Genomic DNA, 11,780 nt, shown 5'->3' with positions numbered 1-11,780 from the left:
ATGGCTTGGGTTTTCCGGTGCCCTTGAGATCGAGCGCCGCCCGCGCGGCGCTTCGCGAGCTAGCGCCCGCTCCTACATCTGTTTCGGGTTCGGGCCAGTTTTGCCTGCAAGATCACCTGGCCCGCCCTGTTAGTACCGCCACAGATCGGCGTTCACCGAACCATCGCCACCGCCTGCCCCTTGTCCGGTACCTGCCACCCGCCACCCAGCGCCTTGTAGATCGCCACGATGCCGCGGTACTGATCCACCTCGGCCTGGGCCTGGGCATCTTCGGCGCTCAGGCGCTCGCGTTCGGCGTCCAGCAGCACCAGGTAATCCACGGTGCCTTCGCGGTACTGGATCGACGCCAGGTCAGCCGCGGCGCGGCTGGCCTCGCTCTGCTTGTTCAGCGAAGCCAGGCGCTGTTGCACCTTGCCGTAGTCGCTGAAGGCGTTTTCCGATTCTTCCAGGGCCAGCAGCACTTGCTGTTCGTAGGTGGCCAGGGCGCCTTCGGCATCGGCATTGGCGCCACGGATACGCGCCCGCACGCTACCCAGGTTGAACGCCGCCCAGGTGATGCTCGGGCCCAGGGACCAGGCGTTGGCAGCGGCCGAGCCGATCTGCGAGCCGCGGGCCGCCGTGAAGCCCAGGAAACCGGACAGGCTGACCCGGGGGAACAGGTCGGCCGTGGCCACGCCGACATTGGCGGTGGCCGCAGCCAGCTTGCGCTCGGCGCTGCGCACATCGGGGCGGCGGCGCAGCAGCTCGCCGGGGTCGCCAATGGGCAGGGCCTTGGAGATGGCCGGCAGCTTCGCCGGGCTCAGGTCCACGCTCAGTTGGTCGGGGCGTTCGCCCAGCAAGGTGGCGATACGGTTGCGGGCGCGCACTTGTTCAGCCTGCAATTGCGGCACGGTGGCTTCGACCCCGGCCAGGCGCGCGTCGGCACGCACCACGTCCAGTTCGTTACCCACCCCGGCGTCACGCAGGCTGACGGTGATGGTGCGCGATTCCTGCTGGGTCTTGAGGTTCGCCCGGGCAATGTTCTCGCGCAGTTGCGCACCGCGCAGGTCACCGTAGGCGTCCACCAGGTCGGCGATCATGGTCACTTGCAGTTGCTGCAGGTCGGCGCGCGCAGCGTCTTCCTGGGCATCGCTGGCTTCCAGGCTGCGCTGGATGCGGCCGAACAGGTCGACTTCCCAGGCCATGTCCAGGCCCAGGTCGTAACGCTCCTGGTTGACCCGGTCGGTGGTCTGGCCAGGTACCTGGCTCTTGCCGACTTCACTGCTGACGCGGCTGGTCACCACCGGGAAGCGTTCGGTGTTGACGTCATCGCGGATGGCCCGCGCCGCCTTGAGGCGGGCAAAGGCCACGCGCAGGTCACGGTTGCCCTGCAGGGATTTGTCGACCAACTGGTTCAGCGTCGGGTCGTCGAACTGCTGCCACCACACGGCATCGAAGTGCCCGCGGTCGTATTGCCCGGCCGTGGCGGCGGTGATATTCGCCGCCGCGGTGTCCGGGGTCTTGTAGTCCGGGCCCACGGCGCAGGCGGCCAGGGCCAGCACCAGCAAGCTGGGCATGAAGAGTTTCAAGCTCATGCTGGGTTCTCCAGGGTCAGAAGCTGGGCGGCCTTGTGGGCCTTTTTCTTTTCCACGCGGTTGCGGATCAGCACGAAGAACACCGGGGTCAGCAGCAGGCCGAAGAAGGTTACCCCCAGCATGCCGGAGAACACCGCCACGCCCATGGCATGGCGCATTTCGGCACCGGCGCCGTGGGACAGCACCAGCGGCACCACGCCCATGATGAAGGCGAACGAGGTCATCAGAATCGGCCGCAACCGCATGCGGCAGGCTTCCAGAACGGCAGCCAGCGGGTCGAGGCCTTCTTCCTGCTTGTCCTTGGCGAACTCCACGATCAGGATCGCGTTCTTGCACGCCAGGCCCACCAGCACGATCAGGCCGATCTGGGTGAAGATGTTGTTGTCGCTACCGGCAATGATCACACCGGCAATGGCCGACAGTAGCGTCATGGGCACGATCAGGATCACCGCCAGCGGCAAGCTCCAGCTTTCGTATTGGGCGGCCAGCACCAGGAAAGCCAGCAGCACGCACAGCGGGAAAACGAACAGCGCGGTATTGCCCGAGAGGATCTGCTGGTAGGTCAGCTCGGTCCACTCGTAGGTCATGCCGTTGGGCAGTTCCGCTTTCAGCAGTTTCTCGACCGCCGCCTGGGCCTGGCCCGAGCTGTAGCCTGGGGCGGCGTTACCGTTGATTTCAGCGGTGACGAAGCCGTTGTAGTGCATGACCCGGTCAGGGCCCGAGGTGTCCTGCACCTTGATGAAGGTGGCCAGCGGGATCATCTCGCCCCGGTTGTTGCGCACTTTCAACTGGCCGATCTGCTCGGGTTCGAGGCGGAACTGCTGTTCGGCCTGGACGTTGACCTGGTAAGTGCGGCCAAAACGGTTGAAGTCGTTGGCGTACAGCGAACCCAGGTACACCTGCAAGGTGTCGAAGATATCGCTAATGGCCACGCCGTGGGTCTTGGCTTTTTCGCGGTCGATGGCAGCGTCCACCTGCGGCACGTTCACGGTGTAGCTGGTGAACAGCCCGGCCAGTTCCGGCACGCTGCGGCTCTTGGCGATGATGTTCTGGGTTTCCTTGTACAGGGCGTCATAGCCCAGGTTGCCACGGTCCTCGATCTGCAGGCGGAAGCCGCCGATGGTGCCCAGCCCTTGTACAGGCGGTGGCGGGAAGATCGCCATGTAGGCGTCCTGGATGCTGGCGTACTTGCCGTTCAGGGCCGCGGCGATGGCATTGGCCGACTCGCTGGGGTCCTTGCGCTCGTCGAAGTCCTTCAGTGCCACGAACACCACGCCGTTGTTCGGGCTGTTGGTGAAGCCGTTGATCGACAGCCCCGGGAAGGCGATGGCATTGGCCACGCCAGGTTGCTTCATGGCGATCTCGGACATGCGCTTGATCACGTCCTCGGTGCGGTCCAGGCTGGCAGCGTCAGGCAACTGGGCGAAGGCCACCAGGTACTGTTTGTCCTGGGCGGGCACGAACCCGGTGGGGGTGGTGGAAAAGCCCAGGTAGGTGAGGCCGATCAGCCCCGCGTATACCACCAGGGCGATACCGCTGCTGCGAATCACCCGCCGCACGGTGCCCACGTAGCCATGGCTGGCCTTGACGAAGAAGCGGTTGAAGGGCCGGAACAGCCAGCCGCCCAGCAGCTTGTCGAGGAACCGCGAGAAACGGTCCTTGGGTGCGTCATGGCCCTGCAGCAAGACGGCGGCCAATGCGGGCGACAGGGTCAGCGAGTTGAAGGCCGAGATGACCGTGGAAATGGCGATGGTCAGGGCGAACTGCTTGTAGAACTGCCCGGTCAGGCCGCTGATGAACGCTGCCGGTACGAATACCGCGCACAGCACCAGCGCCGTGGCGATGATAGGCCCGGTCACTTCACGCATGGCGCGCTCGGTGGCTGCGACCGGCTTTAGCCCGAGTTCGATGTTTCGCTCGACGTTCTCCACCACCACGATGGCGTCGTCCACCACGATACCGATGGCCAGCACCAAGCCGAACAGCGACAGTGCGTTGAGCGAAAAGCCGAACATGTGCATCACGGCGAAGGTACCGATCAGCGACACCGGCACGGCCACCAGCGGAATGATCGAGGCGCGCCAGGTCTGCAGGAACAGGATCACCACCAGCACCACCAGGATCAGTGCCTCGAACAGGGTGTGGATCACTGCTTCGATGGAGCCGCGCACGAAAATGGTCGGGTCATAGACGATGCTGTAGTCCATGCCTTCGGGGAAACTCTTCTTCAGTTCGGCCATCTTGGCCCGTACTTCATTGGAGATGTCGATGGCGTTGGAGCCAGGGCGCTGGAAGATCGGGATCGCCACGGCCGGCTGGTTGTTCAGCAGGGAACGCAGGGCGTACTGACTGGAACCCAGCTCCACGCGGGCGATGTCCTTGAGGCGGGTGATCTCGCCATCGTCGCCGGTGCGAATGATGATGTTCTCGAACTCATCCTCGGTCACCAGGCGGCCTTGGGTGTTGATCGACATCTGAAAGCTGGTAGCGCTCGGCGAGGGCGGCGAGCCCAGTTGGCCGGCCGCGACCTGGCGGTTCTGTTCGCGAATGGCGGTGACCACGTCAGTGGCGGTGAGGTTGCGCGAGGCAGTCTTGTTCGGGTCCAGCCAGACGCGCAGGGAATAGTCGCCCATGCCGAACAGTTGCACATCGCCCACGCCGCCCAGGCGCGCCAGCTCATCCTTGATGTTGAGGATGGCGTAGTTGGACAGGTACAGCATGTCGTAGCGTTTGTCTGGCGAGGTCAGGTGCACCACCATGGTCAGGTCGGGGGAGGCCTTGTCCACGGTAATACCGATGCGGGTCACCTCTTCAGGCAACTTCGGCTCGGTGCGGGTGACCCGGTTCTGCACCTGCACCTGGGCATTGTCCAGGTCGGTGCCCAGGGCGAAGGTGATGGTCAGGGTCAGCTTGCCGTCTGCGGTGGACTGGGAGGACATGTACAGCATGTTCTCCACGCCCGTGATGGCCTGTTCCAGCGGCGCGGCCACGGTTTCACCGATGACCTTGGGGTTGGCGCCGGGGAAGTTGGCGCGCACCACCACGGTGGGCGGGACCACTTCGGGGTATTCGCTGATGGGCAATTGGAACAGCGAGATCGCGCCGCCGATCAGAATCAGCAGCGAGAGCACGGCGGCGAAGATCGGCCGCTTGATAAAGAATTGCGAGAAGTTCATCGGTCTGTTCCTGTTAGCCGCGTGGGGTGGCGACACTGGCCACGTTCACCGGGGCAGCCGCGGCGGCCTTGGGCAGGTTGCTGGCTTGCAGCGCCTTGAGCTGTTCGGCCAGGGCGGCGAGGGTGGCCGGGCTGGCCATGGGGGCGTCTTCAGGGTCGACCTGGCTGCCGGGGCGCACCCGCTGCAGGCCGTTGATGACGATGGTGTCGTCCTTGGCCAGGCCGCTGCGCACAATGCGCAAGCCTTCGAGTTTCGGCCCCAGCTCCACGGTGCGGTAGGTAGCCTTGCGGTCCTTGTCCATCACCAGCACGTATTTCTTGCCCAGGTCGCTGGCCACCGCCTCGTCCTTGATCAGCACGGCTTCGTAGGTGCCGCTGCCCACCAGTTTCAGGCGTGCGTACAAGCCCGGGGTGTAGCTGCCGTCGCGGTTGTCGAACACCGCGCGGCCACGGATGGTGCCGGTCTTGGGGTTGACCTGGTTGTCGACGAAATCCATCTGGCCCAGGTGCGGGTTGCCGTCTTCGTTGGACAGGCCGAGGTACACCGGGGTGGTGGCGCCACGCTCGCCCTTGCGCGCCAGCTGGGTGTACTTGAGGTACACGCGCTCGTCGGCGTCGAAGTAGGCGTAGACCTTGTCGGTAGAGACCAGGCTGGTGAGCGGGGTGACGTCGGCGGTGACGATGTTGCCGGCGGTGATCTCGGCGCGGCTGACCCGGCCGCTGATGGGCGCGGTGACGCGGGTGAAGCTCAGGTTCAGGCGGGCCAGGTCCAGTTGTGCCTGGATGGCGGCGACCGCGGCGCGCGACTCCTGCGCGGTACTGGTGCGGGTTTCCGCCAGTTCCGTGGAGATGGCGTTGCTGGCGCGCAGGCGCTCGCCGCGCTGGGACTCGCTTTCGGTGCGGGTGGCGGTGGCACGGGCCTGTTGCAGTTGCGCTTCCAGGCGGCGTACTTCGGCTTCAAAGGGCCGGGGGTCGATCTGGAACAGCAGGTCGCCTTTCTTCACCAGCGCGCCTTCGGTAAAGGCCACCTGGTCAATCTGCCCCGACACCCGTGGGCGTACTTCGACGGTCTGGGGCGCTTCCAGGCGGCCGGTGAACTCGTCCCACTCGTTGATCGGCTGTTCCAGCACCTTGGCCACGGTAACCTTCGGCGCGGCGGGCGCCTGGGCCACTTCGGGGGCACGCCCGCAAGCACTCATCACCACCACCGCCAGCGCGGCGAGGGGGAAGCGTAGATGTTTGATTGACTGTTCCATGGGCACGTCCGCCAATTTATTGAGAATGGGCGGATTCTGTTCGCTGCGGCCTGTATCGACGAATCGAATGGGGCGAAGGTATATATCATTCGCAATGATATTAGAGTGCCCTGATTACGTGCGTTCCGGTTATATACAAAGCTCCCTATTAATTAGGTTGATAATGAAGCCGGCCGTCTACGCTCATCGTTTGCAATGACCGCAATCGGGGTAAGCCGCGTCAGGCTATCGGCGACGGGGCAGGTAGCGTGGGGTGATGGCTTATTGCTATCTTGGCGGTCAGGAAAAGAACAGTGCACTTGCAGAGGTACCCGTGAACAGGTTTGAAAGTCTCACTCAATTGGTGGACGGAAGCGACAATGCCTACACCCGGCAGCGCTTGCGGGGGTTCCCCTGGTTGCGCTTCGAGCCTGAGCTGGAGTGTGAGTACCGTGAGCTGAACTACCAGGGCTTCCAGCGCACCCGCAACGCGTCGGCGTTGTTGCTGATCGTGGCGCTGCTGGGCTTCCTGATGCTGGACATTGTCTACGGCTATGGGGCCCAATTTCCGCCGACGTCTTTCTTTGCGATGGCGCTGCGCTCGCTCACGGTGCTGTTTGCCTGTGTGGGTTACTGGCAGGTGCGGGACGAGTCTCGGGTGCATATCGGTGAGCGCTGGATCGTGGCGGTACTGGGCTTCACCGGTTTCACCTCGATCCTGATGATGCTCGTCTACGCCCGTTACCACCAGGAATTCCACCTGCCGTTGCTGCTGGACGCCGTCATCCTGCTGATGATCACCGTTCTGTTCCCGGTAGGCCTGAGTGTGCACGTGGGCATGGGCATGGCGCTGTTGATCGCGCTATCGGCCTGGTTGCTGACCCCGTGGGTGTCGGGCCACCTGATGGACCAGCAGTATGTGGCGTTCATGCCGTTCCAGGTGGCCTCGCTGGTGGCGCTGATGGCCCTGCGTTATTACCATGAGCGCTCGTTCCGCACCTTGTTCCTGCTGCGTGGCTCGCTGCATGAAATGGCCAGCACCGATGCCCTGACCGGGCTGTTCAACCGCCGGGCGTTCGACGCCCTGGCGCGCCAGGCACTGGCCCAGTCGGCGCGCGAAGCTCGGCTCTGCGCGCTGTTGCTGATTGATGTGGACCATTTCAAGCGTTACAACGACGTGCATGGCCACCCGGCCGGCGACCAGGCGCTGAAGGCCATTGCCAAGCGTTTGCACGACTTTCCCCGGCGGCCGCTTGATCTGGCGGCGCGGATGGGGGGCGAAGAGTTTGTGCTGTTGTTTGCCGATGTCGACAAGGCATTCGTGGCGCGCATTGGTGCGCACGTGTGCGAGGCGGTGCGGGCGCTGGGCATCGGTGGGGAAGGCGGGCCGCTGACGATCAGTGTCGGCGTGGCACTGGGGCCCCCTGGGTGTTCGCTGGATGGGTTGTATGAACAGGCGGACCAGGCGATGTACCAGGCCAAGCAGCAGGGGCGCGATCGGGCGTACGGTGGGGCCGATGACCGCCAGGTGGCTTCGCAGGGTAGAGTTCGGTCCTGAGAACACCACAAAGACTAATGCCATGCAAAGGAGCAGATACGTGTTGATGCCCAGCCTATCCAGACCCGGTGCCTTCATCCTGCTGGCGGTGGCTAGCCTGACCATCATGGTCGGCTGCGTGATCGTGCCCGGCTTGCCCGCCATCGCCCGCGAACTGGGGGTGCCCCGGGCCGCGGCCTGGCTGGTCACTGTGCCGTCCCTGGGGGTGGTGGTGTTCGGCCCTCTGGTGGCGTGCCTCAGCGAGCGCCTGGGGTTGTACCGCACCCTGTGCCTGGGCCTGTTCGCGTATGGCCTGCTGGGGGCTGGTGGCATGTTCTTGCACGGCGCCGTGCCGATTTTTGCCGACCGGCTGTTGTTGGGCGGCGCCACGGCCGCGGTCATGGCCAGCGGCACGGGGCTGATTTCGCAATTTTATGAAGGCCCCGCGCGTCTGGCGATGATCGCTCGCCAAGGCATGGCCATCGAACTGGGCGGGGTGCTGTTTCTCAGTGCTGCCGGGCTGCTGGCCAGTTGGGCCTGGCAAGCGCCATTCTCCCTTTACCTGTTGAGCTGGTTGCTGTTGGCGCTGGTGCTGGGGCTCATCCGAGACCCCGGTAAGCCGATGTCGGCAAGCGACGCGGCGGTGGCGCGAGGCATCACCCCAGCCCTGCGGGTGGTTTACCTGGCGGCCGTGGGCGCGATGGTGGTGTTCTTCAGTGCGATCATCGCCTTGCCGCTCAGCCTGCACGCCATGGGCCTGGGCGAAACGGCCATCGGCAACTTTCTGTCCGGGGTGTCGCTGGTGGCGGTGTTGGCGGCGGCGCTGATGCCGCGGGTCACTGCACGCTTGGGTGAGCATGGCACATTGGCGCTGGCGTTCAGTGCCTTCGCCGTGGGCCATGGGTTGTTCGCCTGGGCGCCGTCACTGCCGTGGTGTCTGGTCGGCGGGTTATGCCTGGGGGCCGGTTTCGGTTGGTCAGTACCCTTGCTCAATCACATGACCGTGGAACAGAGCGCCCCGGCGTTGCGCGGCCGGCATCTGGCCTTCCTGTCCATGGCGCTGTTCCTGGGCCAGTTCCTGTCAGCATTCCTCGACCTGCTACCGGGGCACGGCGATAGCCTCTACCTGGCGGCCGCTTTGCTGGCCGTGGCGCTTGCGTCGGGGATGGCGCTGGCGCATCGAAGGGGCGCTGCAACAACGTTATTGAATGAAAATTGAATTTCCGTCGGGCTTGTCGCTCCTACGTTGTACAACAGGCGCACGCTGTAGCCCAGACCAGGAAATGATCGTCATGAATTCAACATCGATGGAACGCAATGAACTCGCTCACCCCCTGGTAGTGGTGGTGGAAGACGAAGTCATCATTCGCGAATTTGTCTGCGAAATACTCAAGGAGGAGGGGTATGAAACCGTCGAGTTCGAGACCGCCGATGCCGCGGTGCCGTTTCTGGACCAGCGCGCGCCCGAGGTCGGGTTGTTGCTGACTGATATCCTGATGCCGGGCGAGCTCAATGGTGCCGATTTGTCCAACCTAGTGCATGAGCGCTGGCCCGAGATGCCCATTCTGATCATGTCGGGCCACGAGACCCCGGAGTCGTCGGGGGTCAAGTGCGAAGTCGCTTTCCTGCGCAAGCCATGGACCATCGGCCAGATGCTGCAGGGCGTGGAAGACGCCGTGAAGCATGCCGAAGCCCGGGCTCACTAAGCCCGAGCCGGCTGCATGGGCTGCCCTACGCGGCGGTCAGCGCGTTCAACTCTTCGCGGCTTAGCACCAACCGCGCCGCACGGCCGAAGCTCTGTACTTGCTCCAGACTGGTAGCGCTGGCGATGGGGGCGGTCACGCCTTCACGGGCGATCAGCCAGGCCAAGGCTACTTCACCGGGTGCCGCCTGGTGCGCCTGGGCGATGCCGTCCAGGGTGGCCAGCAGCTTCAGGCCACGGTCATCCAGGTACTTCTCGATGCGACCGCCGCGCACGCTCTTGCCCAGGTCTTCCTTGCCGCGGTATTTGCCGGTCAGGAAGCCCGACGCCAGGCTGTAGTAGGTCACCACTCCGATGTTTTCGGCGATGCACAGGTCGCGCAGCGCACCTTCGTACTGGTCGCGGTCGTACAGGTTGTACTCCGGTTGCAGCACCTGGTAGGTGGGCAATTGATGGCGGCGGGCCGTCTCCAGGCTCGCGGCCAGTTGCGTGGCATCGAAGTTGGAGGCGCCGATGGCGCGGACCTTGCCGGCCTGCAGTAACTTGGCGTACGCCCCGAGGGTCTCCTCCTCGGGGGTGGTGGGGTCCGGCCGATGGGAGAAATACAGGTCGATGTAGTCAGTGCCCAGGCGCTGCAGCGAGTCCTCCACGGCCTGCACAATCCATTTTTCCTTCAGGCCTTCCTTGTGCTCACCCAGCTTCATGCCCACCTTGGTGAACAACGCGACCTTTTCGCGCCGCCCTGGGCGGGCCTTGAACCACTTGCCCAGCAGGGTTTCCGATTCGCCGCCGCTGTGCCCTGGTACCCAGGCCGAGTACACGTCGGCGGTGTCGATGGCGTTGAAACCCTGGTCGACGAACGCGTCCAGCACCGCCAGGCTGGTGGCCTCGTCGGCGGTCCAGCCCAGCACGTTGCCGCCGAACACCAGCGGTGCGATGCGCAGATCGGTGTTGCCCAGTTGTCGCTGTTGCATGTCATTGCTCCTGCATTGAAATGAACGAACCCCCCGATGAAAGCACAGAATGAATGGCGCGGGGATGAAATCAGGGCAAGCGGTCAGCGGTGAAGTCGGCTTCGGTGCGCGCCTGCAGGCGGCCCGCGCGGCAGGCTTTCTGGAATACCTCGAAGTCGCGTTCATTCTGCTGTCCGTAGGCCTGGGCGTAGGTAAACAGCGCCTCGGCCAATTGCTGGCTTTTACCGATGTAGCCGCTGATAACGGCCGCGGCGCCACTGGCCTTGGCGTGGGCCCGGGCCAGAGCACGGCCGCAGAGGCGGGCGTAGGCGACCAGGGTCTGGTCATCGAAGGTTTCCAGTTCCGCCGATACCTTCATGTCGCGCAACTGGCGTACGTAGAAATGGTGGCCGTTGGGGCTGGCGGTCCAGCCCAGGAACAGGTCGCTGGCCGGCTGCATCAGGCGCTGGCCGTCCACCACCCGCTGGCCGTGGTGCTTGAACGGGGTATGCACCTTGACGTAGTCCGCCAGCACTGAGCGGCGGGCTTCCTTGAATTGCAGGAACAACGGGTTGCGCAGCTCATCGGTGAGCAGTGCCACCAGGCAGCGCGTGCCGACACTGCCCACCCCCACCACCTTGAAGGCCAGGTCGTCCACTTCGAAACGCGACAACAGCTCGCGGCGGTCGCCTTGCAGGGTGGTGCTGTATTTGCTCATCAGCGCCTTGTACAAGGGCTGCCAGCGCTTGGCGGCCAGCCAGTCGTCATCGTGGTCCAGCAGCGAGTGCTTGCCCTGCAGGTGGAAGATTTCCGGCAGGTCATCACGAAGGGTGAGGCGGCCGTGGCGGTCCTGGTCGACGATCTTGGGCAGCAGCCCGGCGTGGGTGCGGCGGTGGGCTTTTTCGATGGTCTGGCGCAGGAATTCCAGGGTCCGGCTGTTTTGCGGCTGTTCCAGCAGCTCACCGGGGCTGATCCGCCCGTACCAGGTGTTGAGTGCGCCTTGCTCTGCGCACAAGGCCATGGTCGCCTGGTAGGCGCCGACCACTTCGTGGCATACCGCTTCCTCCACACTGGCCGGGTGGCGCAGGGCACGGGCGGCGATCAGGAAACTGGCGGTCAGGCGCTTGAGGTCCCATTCCCAGGGGCCTGGATGCGCTTCGTCGAAGTCGTTCAGGCCGAACACCAGGTTGCGTTCCGGGGTGGCGAAGCCGCCGAAATTCATCAGGTGCGCGTCCCCGCACAACGGCACGGTAAGGCCCATGTCTGGCGTGCCCGCCAGGTCATGGGCCTGCAGCAGCGCGCTGCCGCGGTAGAAGGTAAAGGGCGAGGCCAGCATGCGCCCGTAGCGCAGCGCCACCAGGGATTTCACCCGGCCTTTGCTGGAAGCTTCGATCAGCGCCAGCGGATCGCGGTCGATGTTGCCGGCGTGGCGGTGGCTGGTCCGGGGGCATTGCTTGCGGGCGGCTTTGCCTTGGGATTGAGGGGTCAGGGGCATTGGGTGGCTGTCCTTGGGGGTTCCCCAGTTGAGACTGCAAGGGGGAGGGCAAGTGCCCGGCGTCGGGTTTTCAGGGTTGTCGAGATCCAGACCGCGCGGCGCTCGGTTG

8 protein-coding genes are annotated in these 11,780 nt (G+C 64.5%); 3 read left to right on the top strand and 5 right to left on the bottom strand.

The window, feature by feature from the left end; all coding sequences use genetic code 11:
• Positions 1-152: 152 nt before the first annotated feature.
• The 3 genes from QBK88_RS30155 to mexE are packed head-to-tail and all read right to left on the bottom strand — an operon-like array spanning position 153 to position 6,005.
• Positions 153-1,574 carry a TolC family protein gene (locus tag QBK88_RS30155; protein ID WP_277964952.1) on the bottom strand — a complete coding sequence of 474 codons (1,422 nt, stop codon included), beginning with the start codon at positions 1,572-1,574 and terminating at the stop codon, positions 153-155.
• The gene (locus QBK88_RS30150; protein WP_277964951.1) at positions 1,571-4,750 is read right to left on the bottom strand and encodes an efflux RND transporter permease subunit; all 3,180 of its coding nucleotides are present in this window, start codon (positions 4,748-4,750) and stop codon (positions 1,571-1,573) included. Before QBK88_RS30150 ends, QBK88_RS30155 begins: the two co-directional genes overlap by 4 nt.
• A 13-nt stretch (positions 4,751-4,763) precedes the next feature.
• Positions 4,764-6,005 (bottom strand): multidrug efflux RND transporter periplasmic adaptor subunit MexE, encoded by a 1,242-nt coding sequence (mexE, locus tag QBK88_RS30145; RefSeq protein ID WP_277964950.1) that lies wholly within the window; start codon positions 6,003-6,005, stop codon positions 4,764-4,766.
• A 313-nt stretch (positions 6,006-6,318) separates the two neighbouring features.
• Between mexE and QBK88_RS30140 the strand changes: the two genes are divergently transcribed.
• The 3 genes from QBK88_RS30140 to QBK88_RS30130 all read left to right on the top strand — a co-directional run bounded on the left by QBK88_RS30140 (position 6,319) and on the right by QBK88_RS30130 (position 9,227).
• Positions 6,319-7,542: a GGDEF domain-containing protein gene (locus QBK88_RS30140; RefSeq protein WP_277964949.1), complete on the top strand. Its 1,224-nt coding sequence runs from the start codon at positions 6,319-6,321 to the stop codon at positions 7,540-7,542.
• Between the two features lie 46 nt (positions 7,543-7,588).
• Positions 7,589-8,740 (top strand): MFS transporter, encoded by a 1,152-nt coding sequence (locus QBK88_RS30135; protein WP_277964953.1) that lies wholly within the window; start codon positions 7,589-7,591, stop codon positions 8,738-8,740.
• Between the two features lie 73 nt (positions 8,741-8,813).
• Positions 8,814-9,227: a response regulator gene (locus QBK88_RS30130; RefSeq protein ID WP_268142078.1), complete on the top strand. Its 414-nt coding sequence runs from the start codon at positions 8,814-8,816 to the stop codon at positions 9,225-9,227.
• Between the two features lie 25 nt (positions 9,228-9,252).
• Here the strand turns inward: QBK88_RS30130 and QBK88_RS30125 are convergent, their stop codons facing one another.
• Both QBK88_RS30125 and QBK88_RS30120 read right to left on the bottom strand, forming a co-directional pair.
• Positions 9,253-10,197, bottom strand: a complete 945-nt coding sequence (locus QBK88_RS30125) for an aldo/keto reductase (RefSeq protein ID WP_277964948.1) — start codon at positions 10,195-10,197, stop codon at positions 9,253-9,255.
• Positions 10,198-10,267: 70 nt separating this feature from the next.
• Complete coding sequence (locus QBK88_RS30120; RefSeq protein WP_277964947.1) at positions 10,268-11,671, bottom strand: DUF2252 domain-containing protein; 1,404 nt, start codon at positions 11,669-11,671, stop codon at positions 10,268-10,270.
• Positions 11,672-11,780: the final 109 nt, after the last annotated feature.

The organism is Pseudomonas sp. RIT-To-2 (genome assembly GCF_029623465.1).
In the GTDB taxonomy this organism is placed as follows: Bacteria; Pseudomonadota; Gammaproteobacteria; order Pseudomonadales; family Pseudomonadaceae; genus Aquipseudomonas; species Aquipseudomonas silvicola.
This window is presented reverse-complemented; position numbering and strand designations above follow the sequence as displayed.

Coding starts and splice junctions, on each gene's coding strand:
- QBK88_RS30155 (WP_277964952.1), bottom strand. CDS start 1,574: ATGAGCTTGAAACTCTTCATGCCCAGCTTGCTGGTGCTGGCCCTGGCC.
- QBK88_RS30150 (WP_277964951.1), bottom strand. CDS start 4,750: ATGAACTTCTCGCAATTCTTTATCAAGCGGCCGATCTTCGCCGCCGTG.
- mexE (WP_277964950.1), bottom strand. CDS start 6,005: ATGGAACAGTCAATCAAACATCTACGCTTCCCCCTCGCCGCGCTGGCG.
- QBK88_RS30135 (WP_277964953.1), top strand. CDS start 7,589: ATGCCCAGCCTATCCAGACCCGGTGCCTTCATCCTGCTGGCGGTGGCT.
- QBK88_RS30130 (WP_268142078.1), top strand. CDS start 8,814: ATGAATTCAACATCGATGGAACGCAATGAACTCGCTCACCCCCTGGTA.
- QBK88_RS30125 (WP_277964948.1), bottom strand. CDS start 10,197: ATGCAACAGCGACAACTGGGCAACACCGATCTGCGCATCGCACCGCTG.
- QBK88_RS30120 (WP_277964947.1), bottom strand. CDS start 11,671: ATGCCCCTGACCCCTCAATCCCAAGGCAAAGCCGCCCGCAAGCAATGC.